This window comes from Paenibacillus sp. FSL R10-2788 (assembly GCF_038003885.1).
Classification (GTDB): Bacteria; Bacillota; Bacilli; order Paenibacillales; family Paenibacillaceae; genus Paenibacillus_AQ; species Paenibacillus_AQ odorifer.
Genome location: NZ_JBBOQA010000001.1, coordinates 3869801 through 3883725, shown reverse-complemented (window position 1 = coordinate 3883725; position 13925 = coordinate 3869801). Strand labels below are relative to the sequence as shown.

Below are 13925 nucleotides of genomic sequence, written 5' to 3'. Positions count from 1 at the left end.
CGTTATCCTCCTGAAGTTCGGTACTGCAATTGTACTTATGATCTAAAATTATAAAAACACTGTAGAGAGCAAAAGTCAACTGTACTTAGCAACTCACTAAAGAGAAGGGAAAGAATATTCCTGTGAAGCAATGGAAATCATATTTTACTTTTGTACGACCTTATATGAAATTGATTGTGTTTACGCTGTTTATCGGCATGATCAAATTCAGTATTCCGCTAACACTGCCAATGATTCTGAAATACGTGGTTGATGACCTCCTAATGAACCCGAGCATGGGGATTGAGGAACGGGTATCGCATTTGATGCTTATTCTGGGTGGTGCCTTAATTTTATTTGTTATCGTAAGAGGACCCGTGGAGTATTATCGCCAATACTTTGCTCAGCTTATCACAAGTAAAGTGTTGTTCGATATGCGAAATAAGCTTTACAGTCATTTACAGCGGCTGTCACTGCGGTATTATCAGAATACCAAGGTGGGAGAAGCCATCTCCAGATTTATTAACGATGTTGAGCAGACCAAAAATTTGGTCGAAGTCGGCATGATGAATGTATGGCTCGACACGTTTACGCTAGTTTTTGCTTTGGGATTTATGTTTTATTTAAATCCGGTGCTGGCGCTCGTGTCTATCTCGGTATTGCCTTTTTACGCAATTGCTGTTAACAAATTGTATAAGCGGCTTAAGCTTTTAACGAAAGATCGTTCCCAAGCTCTGGCTGGCATTCAAGGTTATCTCCATGAACGGATTCAAGGGATATCAATTATCCGCAGCTTTACGATGGAAAAAGTGGATCAGAAGCAGTTTGAAGACATCAACGGTAACTTTCTTAAAAAAGCGATGGCGCAAACCCGCTGGAACGCTATGACCTTCGCAATTATTAATACATTAACGGATATAGCACCTCTTTTGGTCATCGGATATGGTGGTTATCAGGTCATTCATGGCAATTTGACAGTAGGTACCTTTGTAGCTTTCTTTGGCTATCTGGACCGGATGTATTCTCCGCTGCGAAGATTGATTAATTCCTCGACGGTGCTTACACAAGCCTCTGCTTCTCTTGAACGGGTGCTTGAGCTGCTGAATGAGCCTTACGATATTGTAGACAAGCCGGGAGCAAAAGTGCTAAAGGATGCACGTGGTGAGATTGCTTTTCAGAATGTATGGTTTAAATATAACGAAGAGAATGATTGGGTCTTAAAAGATATTAATCTGAGTATTCAGCCCGGACAGACCATTGCGTTCGTCGGAATGAGCGGTGGAGGAAAGTCCTCCCTTATAAGCTTGATCCCGAGATTCTATGACATCAGTAAAGGCAGCCTCCAAATGGATGGTTATGATATACAGGAATTAACACAGGAAAGCTTGCGCAGGTCTGTCGGTATGGTCTTACAAGATAATTTCTTATTCAGCGGATCTGTGCGTGAGAATATTTTATTCGGTAATCCTAACGCCACGGAAGAAGAGGTCATTTCAGCAGCGAAAGCTGCCAATGCGCATGATTTTATTGAGCAGCTGCCACTGGGTTATGAGACAGAAGTGGGAGAACGTGGTGTTAAGCTATCCGGAGGACAGAAGCAGCGGGTTGCTATCGCAAGGGTATTTCTCAAGGATCCGAAGGTTCTTATATTAGACGAGGCTACTTCGGCGCTGGATCTGGAATCGGAGCATTTAATTCAACAAGCGCTGCAGTCCCTTTCTTCGCAACGTACTACACTAATTGTAGCGCATAGACTGTCAACGATTACTCATGCAGATCAGATTGTCGTACTTGAGAATGGTGAAATTACTGAACGGGGTACGCATGAACAGCTGATGTCGATAGAGGGTAGTTATGCGCGATTATTTAACGTACAGCATTTAGACGCTTAATATGTTTTGAATAATTAAACACTTTAGTGGTCCTCTCGAAAGAGAAGGCCACTTTTTTTGAATTCCAATCAGGCTTGTGGCACACAGTAACTTATACTATGGCAAAAATTCTACAGGGGACTTGAGTCTTTTCGGTGATCATGTGCGTCTAAAGCTTATAAACATCATGAAAGGAAGTGAGGAACGTGAATAAAACCACGCTTGAGGAAAAGGCGATAGCTGGTGATGAAGACAGCTTTACTGTTCTTATTGACGGCATGCAGGAGCGTTTATACCGAATGGCCTACTCCTATGTGCGGAATCAAGAGGATGCGCTGGAGATTGTGCAGGAGACCGTCTTCAAAGCCTATATCTCCATTCATAAATTGAAGCAACCGCAATATTTTAAAACTTGGCTCACCAAGATCGCTGTCAACTGTGCGCTGGACTTTATCCGTAAATCTAAAAAAATCGTGTATATAGATCAAGAGCTAGGAGGCAGCTATGCTCCGAAATCTAGGGAAGAAGTTATGGACTTGCATGAAGCGCTCAGCGGCCTTGATGAAAAATCAAGAATGGTGATTGTGATGAGATATTTGGAGGACTTGCCCATAAAGGAAATTGCAGAGGTTCTTGATATGCCCCTGAGCAGCGTCAAAACCGTTATTTATAGAGGTTTGGAAAAATTAAAAATAAGTATGGAGGAGAGTGAGAACTTTGGATAAGCAACTAGAACGTCTACAACAAGCCTATAATGAGATTGAAATTCCTAAAGAACTATCATTCGCTTCTCGTAAAGGAATTGAAAGAGGGAAAATCTATAAACAGAAAAACAGTTCTTCAAAACGTGCCTTGAAATGGACAGGATCAGTAGCTGCTGCTGTATTGATTTCTTTTACGGTGGGTGTAAATACGGTTCCTGCTTTTGCGAGTAGTATGGATCAAATACCGGTTCTAGGTAAGCTGGTCAGTGTTCTGCAATTTACGGAGGGAAGCGCAGGAGGGGGAACCATTCAGGATGGAGTAGATGTGAATTTTATTTCGGTCAAACAACTGAAGAATAGTGATCAATTGATTTTGAATTTTGCAAATCCGGATGAAACTCAACAGATGGCAAGCTCATATAACGTAAAGTTTACGGAAAATCCGGCAACAATGACGATTACAGTAAGTGGGGCCAGAAAATTCTCAGCAGTCAAAGATCTGGAGACATTAAAACAAAGCCGATATGTTCAGGATGCTTATCCACTAATTACACTAGATGATTCGGCCATTCGGTTCAATGTCACACTTACGGACTCGGTTGCTTATGAGGTGAAAGAATATAAAGAGCCAGCACAGGTAGTGATTACGTTAAAAGAGAAAGGAGACGAAGCAAAAGGGGGCTCTGTATATTCCTTAAGAACGGTCTCACAGCCTTCTGGTGAGGCGCTGGGTATGGCTGAAGAAATGTTATATGGGTTAGAGGATGTGCGGATGTTAAAGGATCAGAAAGGCTTATATCTCGTGGAAGCAGGATATTTTAATTCAGAAGAAGAGGCTTTGAAGCAGTTGCAGAAAATTAAGACAGAGTATGGCGTTGAAGATTTATTAGTCGTTGAAAAAAGAGCGGCGCAGCAAATTCCGCAGTCCATTTCTCAGGTGGAGGAATAGTGAAGAAGATGGTTGTATAAAAGGCACAATAAAAAAGACCGCCAAAAGCGGTCTTTTTTGTGCTGTTCTATTACATTTTGCCGATCATAAGTGATAAAATGCCGGCTGCGATCAGCGGTCCGACCGGAACGCCTTTAAATAACGCAACCCCGATCACCGTGCCAATCAGCAGACCTGCAACAACTGTGGGTTGGTTGGTCATGAGCGTAGCACCGCGGCCTCCAAGAAAAGCGACGAGAATGCCAATAGCGATAGCAAGCAAGGACTTCCAGTGCAAGAAGGATTGACCGACTGTCTGCAGCGATATTTTGCCGCTGGCTAATGGGGTCATGACCCCGATGGTCAGGATGATAATCCCGATGGTTAAACCGTATTTTTCTAGCCAAGGAAAGGTTTGCTGCAGGCCAAGTACTCTTAGCAGTAATAGGACGACCATTGCTATTGTTACAGGGGAATTGCTGCTGATAATTCCCAGCGCTGCAAGTCCAAGCAAAAGCAAAGAGGTCATGTCCATCTTAATGTTTCAACTCCTTAGGATTAGAACTTTCTTTTGACACAATGTGATCTGCGATAAGCTTACCATGCCCTCTTCCGGTCTCAATAAACACTTCGTTAGCATTGCGGCCGGAGGCGATTACTCCAGCAACATACAACCCTGGAACATTACTTTCCATGGTAGAGGTGTTAAAAGCAGGCTTATCCATGTCGTCATCCATGATCACACCCGCTGAAGTGAGGAGGGTACGGCTAGGACGGAAGCCAGTCAAGGCAAGAACGAAATCATTATCCAATGCTTTCTTGTCCCCCTTATGATCCGTAACAATTACTGAGCTTGCAGTAATTTCAGTGACACGCGAGCCTAAGTGCAGAGTGATTTTCCCTTTTTGCACCATGCCTTCAAAGATTGGCCGAACCCAAGGTTTAATATTCTCTGAGATGCTTTCACCACGATATACCATATCTACCGTAGCTCCTACACGCATAAGCTCCAGCGCTGCATCTACTGCGGAATTACTGCCGCCAATTACAGTTACCTTCATTCCCGTGTAAGGATGAGCTTCACCGAAATAATGAGTAACTTTAGGTAGTTCTTCACCTGGAATGCCAATCATATTCGGCTGATCAAAATAACCTGTTGCTATAACTACATTAGCAGTGATACGTTTCTGATGCTCACCACGCATATTTGACGTATGTACGGCAAAGGTTCCATCTTCAAGCGGCTCAATGGATAAAGCTTCTTCATAAGCGGCGATCTCTAGACCATATTGCTCAGCGGCTCGGCGATAATAGACAAGCGCTTCGTGACGGTAAGGTTTGTCGTTGGTCGAAGTGAACGGAACATCCCCGATTTCTAATAACTGAGCCGTACTGAAAAATTGCATATTTGTTGGATACAAATAAATGGAGTGTACAATAAAGCTTTTTTCAATGATAAGGCTGGACAGGCCTTGGCGTTGGCATTCGATAGCTGCCGAGAGGCCGCAAGGACCTGCACCGATAATAATGACATCTTTCATAAAGCGGGTTACCTCCTGATTGTTACTATCTTTTCTTTAAATCCTACCCTAAATTCATGAATTTTTCCATAAGAGCAGATTGAGTATAATAACCATTGCAAGAATAACGTTGATTATTATATAATTAGATATATATCTAATGTTTCAATTTATTGTGAAATTCTAGGAGCGTGAACCCAGTGCAGTTGGAGAAAATCGTGAGTTATCATAAAGCTTTAGCTGATCCAACGCGTCTTCGCTTATTGTTGCTTCTGTCCCAAGGAGAAATGCACGGGCAAGCGCTGGCTGAGAAGTTGAATTTATCGCAGCCTACAGTCACTCATCATGCGGCTAAATTACGTGAAGCGGCTCTAATAAAAGAAAGACGCGACAAAAATACAGTTTATTTTAAGTTGAATCCGGAGTTTATCAATAATGGTGCTGAGGCTTCACTGCAGTTTATTTTTTCGAAAGGAGCTGAGAATATGGAAGAGCAATTACCTGAGAATAGTCTTCAGGATACTGTAATTCGTAATTTTTTCTCTAAAGATGGCCGGCTGCGGCAAATTCCAGCACAATACAAGAAGAAATTGATAGCGCTTCAATACATGGTTGAGAAGCTGGAGCCAGGAGTTGTTTATACGGAAAAGGAAATCAATGAGTTTATTAAGCAGTTTCATGAAGATTTCGCCACTATTCGTCGTGAATTCATCATGCATCAGTTTATGTATCGTGAGAAGGACAAGTATGAACTAAATCCTCGAGAAGTATGGACTCGGTGGGAATATGTCAAATAATGATCTTTTAAATATTAACATTCTGTGTCGATTTGAAATGTACTGATTAATTATTCGAATTTCGAATAAAATGGAATTGTAAGCGTTATCTGAGACATATTTAGAAAGGAGACTTTCGTTATGTTATTTAAACGCACAAAAAAGCAACCCAAATCAGATCATGTAACCGTCACATTACCCCAAGTGAAACAGGCGATTCGAAAGTTCGAAGAAGATATGCCTGGACCTATTAATAGAACAGCATTAATCTTAGAGGACAAAAGAATCGATATGAGTCGCCTGAAACGTTATTTGGGTGGAATACCCGAACGGAATTTCTATATGTCACGAGAGACCTATGAAATTTTCGAGGAAGAAGACAAGTTAGTGCCGTATTATCTGGATTTAGTTCAGGCTGCTGTAGACAGTTATATTAGTGATACAGGCAAGCTACCGTTGCTTGAAGACACCTGGTTGCCAGAGGTTCATTATCGATTGTTATCTACAGAAAGTTATCTAAAAGAAACACCTCCTTTTCCGCTGTATATTACGGATGAAGAAATGATGCTGACCCATCGGGCAGAGCATTTCGAGTAAAGGAATGACGCAGATACGAATCTTCATAAAGACTGTTCAGTAAAAGGGAAGCCATAAATCCTTTTTGTTGAATAGTCTTTTCTTTGTCTCTTAAGGCATAGTACAATTACATTCTGTAGGTTAGGTTTGAAAATTAACAGCATGTAAGGGGAATCGCTTGATGAAGGAAGTACAAGCTATTTTATTTGATCTGGACAATACTTTAATGGATCGCGACTATACATTTCGCAGCTTTAGCACTCAGTTCGTGCAGGATTTTCTTGGGCATCTGAAACCTGCGGAAGCGCAGGCCGTGATTGAGGATATGATCCACAGAGACGCTGATGGCTATCGTGATAAAGACGGATTTTTCTTAGAACTTAGTGAGATCCTGCCTTGGGAAAAGCCTGTGACGGCTGAACATATCCGGGCGTATTATGATGCGAGCTACATCAATCATGGCGCAGTCATGGAGCATGCTTTGGAGGTTCTGGAGTATTGCGTGGAGCGTGGATATACTTTGGGGCTGGTCACCAACGGTAAAAAAGAAATCCAGAACACCAAAATCGATATTCTCGGCCTGCGAGAGTACTTCAAGGCTATAGTTATATCTGGAGAAGTTGGCATTGCGAAGCCTGATCCTGCGATTTATCAATTGGCACTAGACAAGCTGGGTGCCTCTGCGGATCAAACCTTGTTTATAGGGGATCATCCGGTAAATGATATCTGGGGTGCAGGTAAGGCTGGCCTTGAAGGAATTTGGCTGCAAAGGAAACATCCTTGGGACGATCAGCTGGACATCCGACCTTGGAAAATGATCCGTGAGCTGAAAGAATTAAAGGCTATTTTGTAATCCGGAAAATTTGGGGTTGACATTTTACTGCTGCACCAATTATGATAACAGCATCTTAAATTTCGGAAGGAGACGATGTTTTATGACAGTTTTAAATGTAATGAACTCAACTGTTGTGGATACGTGTCTTCCGGGAACAGCTGCTGCCGAATAATTGATTCGTGCAGTTTAGCAGGTAAGCTCAATTACGCTTATTAGAGCCGCCGGGAACCGTATAGGGTCCGGTGGCTTTTTTGCGTGTGTAGAAAGATTGGATTTGGTGTAATAAATCCACATGTCTATATACCGCCGCCGGAGTCTTTATTTCCGGCGGCTTTTTGTGTTCTCGGAAAACGCCAAGGGGCAAGAAAAAACATAAACATATCTTTTAGGAGGAAATGAATGAATAGCATAAAGCAATATGGTTGGAATGAAAACTGGAGTACAAAATGGAATGAAAAGTGGAGTCATGCAGAGGATAAACAATTTATACCCGGGAGAATCGTTGGTGATTTCGGCAGTAAGTACAAAGTGTTAACTGATGTAGGAGAGACGTGGGGAGAGCTTGCCGGGAAGCTGAGACACACATTTGTAGCCTCGGGTGATTTTCCTGCCATTGGAGACTGGGTAGCATTAGCAATGCAAGATGGCGGCGAGCATGGAATTATACATGGCGTATTGCCCCGGCAGAGTGTGATCTCACGCAAGGTCGCAGGAAATACACAAGATGAGCAAATTGTTGCCTCCAATGTAGACACGTTATTTCTGGTCAGCGCGTTGAATGATGACTTTAATGTTCGCCGGATGGAGAGATATCTGATCATGGCTTGGAATAGTGGGGCAAATCCAGTTATTCTACTCACTAAAGCGGATCTTTGTCCGGATGCAGACAGTAAAATCGCTGAAATGGAGAGCGCGGCTCCCGGAGTATCAGTACATGCTGTTAGTGCATTACAAGATGAAGGGCGCGAGAAGCTGCTGCCTTACATTGGTGAGGGTCAAACAGTAGCTCTAACGGGCTCCTCCGGTTGTGGGAAGTCGACAATGGTCAACTGGCTATGCGGGAAGAACCTTCAGATTACTCAGGATGTTAGAGAAGGGGATAGCCGCGGACGTCATACTACTACCCACCGTGAACTGTTTGTTTTGCCGGATGGGGGGATTATCGTAGATACACCGGGGATGCGGGAGCTGCAGCTCTGGGAAGATGAAGGTGGTCTTGATCTAGCCTTTAGTGATATCAGCGGCCTAGCTATTAAGTGCCGGTTTAGTAACTGTAGTCATGAACGCGAAGAGGGCTGTGCTGTACTTGAAGCAGTCCAAACAGGTGAACTGGAAGAGAAGAGACTAATCAACTACCGAAAAACACAACGAGAAGTATTGTACCAAAATAATAAAGAAGCCAAGCTTAAGAGAAAAAGCGCAGCTTCCACTAAAGTGAGTTCATCCAGAACCAGAGGATACGGATGGCGTAAAGAGCTGGATGAATATTAAAAAGAATTGATATAACGGCATAGACATTGGAAAAGGGCGCCCCTTAGCTTTTGACAGCTAAGGGGCGCCCTTAATTATTGAATTGAATCTAAACGGTTATGGTTTAGAAGGATGCAGCAGTTTCCTTAGCCAGTTGCAATCCGTTTTCAATGATTTCAGCGGATTGTGCTGGAAGTTGGTTGTGGCCTTCGATGATTACTTGTGTAATATCTTTAATTCCCCACAGGTTAAGGTTACCAACGATGAAGTTTACTGCCATTTCAGCACTTGCTGCAGGACCTTCAGAGTAGATACCGCCTCTTGCATTCAGAACGATTGCTTTTTTACCTGTCAAAAGACCAACTGGACCTTCAGCAGTGTAAGAGAATGTTTTACCAGCTTGGCAAAGGTAATCTACATAAGTGTGCAATACAGCAGGTACAGTCATGTTCCACAGTGGGAAACCGAATACTACCTTATCTGCAGCGATGAACTGGTTAAGATATTTATTAACGATAGCGGCACCAGCTGCTTCATCAGGTGTTGCTTCGTATCCTTGAGCGGCTTTATACATACCAGTGATCAGGGTATTGTCGTAGTATGGAAGTTGCTCTGCGAACAGATCAAGCTCAGTGATTTCATCTTCTGGGTTGTTGAGCTTGTAGCTCTCCAAGAATTCATTGTAAAGCTTAACACTTACGGATTGTTCTGCTGGACGGTTGTTTGCTTTAATAAATAGAACTTTAGACATTATGATTTCTCCCTTGCATGTGTGTATTTAATATTAACTATATTTAATATAGCATGTAATCTTTTGTTTGTAAATTATTTTTTTGTCATTGAAATTTGTTTATGCTCAAGGAGTTTGAAAAAATGAAAACAAGGTTAATAGGTGATACAAGAGAAACAGGAAATAATTTCCTGTCTCTATAAGTTCCAGAATGATCTAAAAGGAGCGATTGACATGTCCATCGATCGGTTTATCATTAAAAAATTGGACAGCTGTCACGAAGAGCATACGCGTCAGAATTTAGTGAAGCTATTTAGACTTCGAATCCAAAAAGCTGAAAAAGCAGAGCAGAAGAATTACAAGATCAGCTGATAATTGCTTAGCTCTTCCTAATAGTAGATTTTTCGCTGAATGAGACAGAGTCCTTGGGTTAAAAAAGTCCGTAAATATAGCAGAGCAGTGATCCTCCCGTTAAGGGGGGATCACTGCTCTGCGTTTTTAGTCTTGGGCAGATTGTTTCAGCTTAGAATCAGCAAAGGAAGCTGACCGACCACAAACGTTACTTTGGCAAGTGACATTGTAGCGTCAGGTAAACCGCTACCTCTAATCTGCTGACAAATGCAAAGTCATTTGTTGAGTTACACACTAAGTGACCTTCCAAGTTATCCTCAGCGGCCAACGGACTCAGATGACGTTATATGCGAAATTATGGGCATTAGAGCAGAGTTTCGGACTCCAACGCAGCTATTTAGCTTTTTGAGGTCGTTAATTAGTGTTTTTCGTGCCAATAGTGACTCTGGGGTCCGATAGGATTCTAAATGAGCCAAAAAGCTGCGATTAAGGTCAACTGAGTCCGAAAGCATCCAACAATGAGTCCAATAGCAGTCAGCTATGTGACTAGTCAGTAAACAGCAATTCAATTTTGCTATATAGCAGTCCCAAGTCGAACCAAAGCAAACCATGCAGAACTCAAGCAGAACCAGACAGAACTAAGGTCGCATACTTTAATAGTTGAAGCTATGTATGTGTAAATGGTATCTAATACAAATGATGGCTCGGATTTATATCAAGATGCTAGAGGGAGCTCCAAAATGGTCAAGAGTCCCAGCGGCTATTATAGTGTTAAGTGACAACTCCCTGGAATGTCATGTAACCCGCTATACATACATCTGCACCACCGAGTAATAAACATCCATCGCAGCCAACGGACTCAGATGACGTTATATGCGAAGTTATGGGCATTAGAGCAGAGTTTCGGACTCCAGCGCAGCTATTCAGCTTTTTGAGGTCGATAATTAGTGTTTTTCGTACCAATAGCGACTCTGGGGTCCAATAGGATTCCAAATGAGTCAAAAAGCTGCGATTAAGGTCTTCTGGGTCCGATAGCAGTCGGCTATGGGGATGGCCGGCAAGCAGCAATCTAAAATGTGCTATGAAATAGCACAAAGCAGTACAAAATAGCACCAAGCAGAACCAAGGTCGCTGATTTTGATAGTAGAAGCTATGTATGCGCAAATGGTATCTAAATCAAACGGAGTGTCATTTTGGATCAAGTTTAGCTTCAAAAAGAAAACGAGTCTAAGCAGCAATTCTTAGTTGCTTAGGACGCTCTTTATTAGAAGCGTAGGACTGCAATGTTGTGACAAAAAAACTACCCCTCCATTAATAGAGGGATAGCGCCAATGAATCATTTTCACTGTAACTGTGCAATATAGCTTCAGAGCCTTTAATTTCGATACTAATCAGAGAATTGAGGCATTTCTGGAGGGCACTTTTGCCCTTTTGAATTTTGAGCTCCAGCGTACTGTTAAGTAATCTAAGTACTTTTTGAGTGGGCTGTTTATTTTCTGTTGTGAAATACACAGGTACAAGTTTGTTCTGAAATGTGATGAGCATTCTCATTTTGAAATCACCTCGCTACAAGTATTTCATGTTAATGATCATACCCCTTGTTTCTTAATTTTACCTTAAAATTAGCTTATGATAACATAAAGATTGCTAGTTTAATATATATTTATATGTAATACAGGAAGGATACAATAATGTGAATGAGAAAGAACGAACGGATTTAACGGATTTAACGGAATTTTTATTTCCAGATCGGGTAACCGACCAAGTAGTATTAAATGAATTGTTAAATACTGCGCCTACAGCAGAAAGGATAGGTAGATTCAAATATAGAGAGAAGGAGAAAACTAAAGATCTGTGTTTGCAAATACATAAGGATAAAATACTAGCCTACTGCAATAATACACCGGACTCTCCTCCGTGTGTGCTGAAGAGCAGAGATGAAACAGAGAGCTTTTGTCTCGAGTTGTTCGAATGTGAGAGAGCGATGGAGCCCTTTGCTCACGGGATTCCGGCGTTGTTAATGTCAAAAAAAAGGTTTGAGGAGCTGAAAAAAGGCTCGGATTCCTCTACGGTTCACAGTCTCTCAGAGTGTTTAGCTGCAGAGACAGGGGATGACGTCCATTCCAACCATCTTGCACGAGTGATGAAATGCTTCGACGCAGAGGGAGAATTACGACTTTGCATTTCTAGTGATAATGGCTGGAAGTTTCAGTATGCTAGCTTCATAAGCGATCATTCAAGTGGCTGGTTGCTGCGAATGAGCAGCGATCCTTCCCAAGACTGGATTGTAGCTCTTCCTATATCGAAAGCACAATTATGTAGTTCAGTGGCAGAGTGGGTATTAGATTCCTCCTCTTTTCCTACTTCACAATAACCGTTGAATAGGGAGGAAGAGTAAGCTGATCTGAATTTAAGGTCACTTTGTCAGCAGTTGTCTTTTGGATCTTGGTGTAAGAGATACCTTCGACATTTGGATGAAGCGTAATGATTTGTTCATCTCCAGTTAGGTTATGAACAACGAGGACTTGATCCTTTGTTGTTATACGTTCGTAGGCCATTACCCCTACATTGCCAGAAGTGTAGTCTCGAATTCCGCCATCACGGAGCGCAGGGACTTCGTTTCTTAACGCAATGAGTTCGCGGTATCTTTTAAGCAGTGAGCTGCTGTCGTTAGTCTGGCTTTCGACATTAATGCTAACATCATCAGCGTTATTGCTGCCGACCTCCCAAGTAGTCTGCCCCTCACCCTGATCCGCTGTCATCCATCTCATGGGCTCACGAATTCCTTCATCTGGTTTTACACCAAGCATTCCTATTTCTTCACCATAATAAATAAAAGGATTTCCAGGCAAGGTTAACAGCAGGGCTGCTGCCATTTTTGCATGATCCAGATTGCCGTCTAATTGACTCATGACTCTGTTTTGATCATGATTTGTCAAAAAAATCGCATCGGTAAAATGGCTCTCAGATATTTTGGAGTACAGATTATACGTACGTTCCAGCGTAAAGGCAGTCCCGCTGTCTTTTTCAGTTTTCACGGAATTAATAAGAGTCTCCGCTAAACCAAAGTTAAAGCTGGAGTCAAAGGCTTGATCCAAATAAGCCCCTACGGTGACTGCAGAATTCTCCCATACTTCACCAACAATATAAGCTTGAGGATTCACTTCATTCATCGCTTTGCGGAAATCCTGCCACCAAAATACATTTTTATGGGTTGTGGCTTGGCTTTTGTCGGTTAGAAGGTCTTCGTAAATATGTTTAGCAGCGTCTAAACGGAATCCATCAACCCCTTGTTCCAGCCAAAACTTGCCGATATCCTTCATTTCATTACGAACTTCCGTATGATCAAAATTTAGATCAGGCATGCCTTCCCAAAAGCCACCTAGATAATGACTACCCAGTAAAGAGTGCCATGCATTGCCACTACCAGCGGCACTGGCTCCATTCGCCGGACGTCCTTGATCTTCAGCCCATATGTACCAGTCGCGATATTTGCTGTCCTTATTTTTAGCGGAATCTACGAACCAAGGATGTTCTTTGGAGGTGTGATTCACGACCAAATCCATAATTACTTTAATCCCACGTTTATGCGCCTCCGTAACGAGCTCCTGTAAATCCTCAATCGTCCCATAATCTGGATTGATTGCACGATAATCAGTCACATCGTAACCATGATAGCTTGGTGAAGGGTTGATAGGCATAAGCCAAATCCCACCGATCCCCAGATCGTCTGTAGTGTCAGGATTTCCGTCATTTAAGTAATCTAATTTTTTGGTAATCCCTTTGAGGTCACCGATGCCATCCCCGTCAGAGTCATAGAATGAACGAACAAAAATCTCATAATAAACCGTTGAGGGTTGTTCGTCAGTAGTTATCGTTTTTGCAGCGGGAGGTGTTGTAGTATCCTGAACAGTATTTGCTTTTGGCGATGGAAAAGGGGAGGCAGAGGAAGAAATATTGTTATTATTTCCTGAACACCCGGAGAGCAGAAAGGCAGTTAAGCTAAGACCCAAAAGTCCGTTTATTGTGTGTTTTTTGGCGATAGGTGTTGCTCGTTTATCCATATAAAATAACCCCTTCTGCTGCAATTTTCCTATAAAGGAAATGGTAAGCGCTTTAATTCTTATAGTACTGTAATCAAATCCTCAGGTAAAACGTTTGCACAGATATAAAAACAGCGAATCC

Annotated in this window: 14 protein-coding genes; 9 read left to right on the top strand and 5 right to left on the bottom strand. The window is 42.2% G+C overall.

What is annotated here, in order from left to right; all coding sequences use genetic code 11:
- Positions 1–122: 122 nt before the first annotated feature.
- The 3 genes from NSQ50_RS17235 to NSQ50_RS17225 all read left to right on the top strand — a co-directional run bounded on the left by NSQ50_RS17235 (position 123) and on the right by NSQ50_RS17225 (position 3503).
- Complete coding sequence (locus NSQ50_RS17235; RefSeq protein WP_036688015.1) at positions 123–1871, top strand: ABC transporter ATP-binding protein; 1749 nt, start codon at positions 123–125, stop codon at positions 1869–1871.
- A gap of 185 nt (positions 1872–2056) precedes the next feature.
- Positions 2057–2575: a sigma-70 family RNA polymerase sigma factor gene (locus tag NSQ50_RS17230; protein ID WP_036688013.1), complete on the top strand. Its 519-nt coding sequence runs from the start codon at positions 2057–2059 to the stop codon at positions 2573–2575.
- Entirely contained in the window at positions 2568–3503 is a 936-nt protein-coding gene (locus NSQ50_RS17225; protein WP_036688011.1) for a DUF4179 domain-containing protein, read from the top strand. Before NSQ50_RS17230 ends, NSQ50_RS17225 begins: the two co-directional genes overlap by 8 nt.
- 70 nt (positions 3504–3573) lie before the next feature.
- Here the strand turns inward: NSQ50_RS17225 and NSQ50_RS17220 are convergent, their stop codons facing one another.
- The gene (locus tag NSQ50_RS17220) at positions 3574–4017 is read right to left on the bottom strand and encodes a DUF441 domain-containing protein (RefSeq protein WP_036688009.1); all 444 of its coding nucleotides are present in this window, start codon (positions 4015–4017) and stop codon (positions 3574–3576) included.
- A gap of 1 nt (position 4018) precedes the next feature.
- Complete coding sequence (locus tag NSQ50_RS17215; protein WP_036688007.1) at positions 4019–5023, bottom strand: YpdA family putative bacillithiol disulfide reductase; 1005 nt, start codon at positions 5021–5023, stop codon at positions 4019–4021.
- Positions 5024–5202: 179 nt separating this feature from the next.
- Here NSQ50_RS17215 and NSQ50_RS17210 point away from each other — a divergent pair, with 179 nt between their 5' ends.
- The 4 genes from NSQ50_RS17210 (at position 5203) to rsgA (ending at position 8680) form a co-directional block, all read left to right on the top strand.
- Positions 5203–5799, top strand: coding sequence for a DUF2087 domain-containing protein (locus NSQ50_RS17210; protein ID WP_036688006.1), 597 nt, complete (start codon positions 5203–5205; stop codon positions 5797–5799).
- 120 nt (positions 5800–5919) lie between these two features.
- On the top strand, positions 5920–6375 hold the full coding sequence (locus NSQ50_RS17205; RefSeq protein WP_036688004.1) for a DUF3939 domain-containing protein: 456 nt from the start codon (positions 5920–5922) through the stop codon (positions 6373–6375).
- A gap of 160 nt (positions 6376–6535) precedes the next feature.
- Positions 6536–7207 carry an HAD family hydrolase gene (locus tag NSQ50_RS17200; protein ID WP_036688002.1) on the top strand — a complete coding sequence of 224 codons (672 nt, stop codon included), beginning with the start codon at positions 6536–6538 and terminating at the stop codon, positions 7205–7207.
- Between the two features lie 381 nt (positions 7208–7588).
- Complete coding sequence (gene rsgA, locus NSQ50_RS17195) at positions 7589–8680, top strand: ribosome small subunit-dependent GTPase A (protein WP_036688000.1); 1092 nt, start codon at positions 7589–7591, stop codon at positions 8678–8680.
- Positions 8681–8783: 103 nt separating this feature from the next.
- Here rsgA and NSQ50_RS17190 read toward each other — a convergent pair whose 3' ends face one another.
- Complete coding sequence (locus tag NSQ50_RS17190; protein WP_036687999.1) at positions 8784–9410, bottom strand: FMN-dependent NADH-azoreductase; 627 nt, start codon at positions 9408–9410, stop codon at positions 8784–8786.
- 213 nt (positions 9411–9623) lie between these two features.
- On the opposite strand from NSQ50_RS17190, the gene NSQ50_RS17185 reads away from it, so the two are divergent.
- Positions 9624–9761: a hypothetical protein gene (locus NSQ50_RS17185; RefSeq protein ID WP_170914292.1), complete on the top strand. Its 138-nt coding sequence runs from the start codon at positions 9624–9626 to the stop codon at positions 9759–9761.
- A gap of 1290 nt (positions 9762–11051) precedes the next feature.
- Here NSQ50_RS17185 and NSQ50_RS17180 read toward each other — a convergent pair.
- Positions 11052–11291 carry a hypothetical protein gene (locus NSQ50_RS17180; protein WP_036687997.1) on the bottom strand — a complete coding sequence of 80 codons (240 nt, stop codon included), beginning with the start codon at positions 11289–11291 and terminating at the stop codon, positions 11052–11054.
- A 142-nt stretch (positions 11292–11433) separates the two neighbouring features.
- Between NSQ50_RS17180 and NSQ50_RS17175 the strand changes: the two genes are divergently transcribed.
- The gene (locus tag NSQ50_RS17175) at positions 11434–12114 is read left to right on the top strand and encodes a hypothetical protein (protein WP_038571599.1); all 681 of its coding nucleotides are present in this window, start codon (positions 11434–11436) and stop codon (positions 12112–12114) included.
- Here NSQ50_RS17175 and NSQ50_RS17170 read toward each other — a convergent pair.
- Positions 12101–13804 (bottom strand): alpha-amylase family glycosyl hydrolase, encoded by a 1704-nt coding sequence (locus NSQ50_RS17170; protein WP_076223842.1) that lies wholly within the window; start codon positions 13802–13804, stop codon positions 12101–12103. The two genes, NSQ50_RS17175 and NSQ50_RS17170, sit on opposite strands and share 14 nt — an antisense overlap.
- Positions 13805–13925 lie beyond the last annotated feature (121 nt).

Coding starts and splice junctions, on each gene's coding strand:
- NSQ50_RS17220 (WP_036688009.1), bottom strand. CDS start 4,017: ATGGACATGACCTCTTTGCTTTTGCTTGGACTTGCAGCGCTGGGAATT.
- NSQ50_RS17215 (WP_036688007.1), bottom strand. CDS start 5,023: ATGAAAGATGTCATTATTATCGGTGCAGGTCCTTGCGGCCTCTCGGCA.
- NSQ50_RS17205 (WP_036688004.1), top strand. CDS start 5,920: ATGTTATTTAAACGCACAAAAAAGCAACCCAAATCAGATCATGTAACC.
- NSQ50_RS17200 (WP_036688002.1), top strand. CDS start 6,536: ATGAAGGAAGTACAAGCTATTTTATTTGATCTGGACAATACTTTAATG.
- rsgA (WP_036688000.1), top strand. CDS start 7,589: ATGAATAGCATAAAGCAATATGGTTGGAATGAAAACTGGAGTACAAAA.
- NSQ50_RS17190 (WP_036687999.1), bottom strand. CDS start 9,410: ATGTCTAAAGTTCTATTTATTAAAGCAAACAACCGTCCAGCAGAACAA.
- NSQ50_RS17185 (WP_170914292.1), top strand. CDS start 9,624: ATGTCCATCGATCGGTTTATCATTAAAAAATTGGACAGCTGTCACGAA.
- NSQ50_RS17180 (WP_036687997.1), bottom strand. CDS start 11,291: ATGAGAATGCTCATCACATTTCAGAACAAACTTGTACCTGTGTATTTC.
- NSQ50_RS17170 (WP_076223842.1), bottom strand. CDS start 13,804: ATGGATAAACGAGCAACACCTATCGCCAAAAAACACACAATAAACGGA.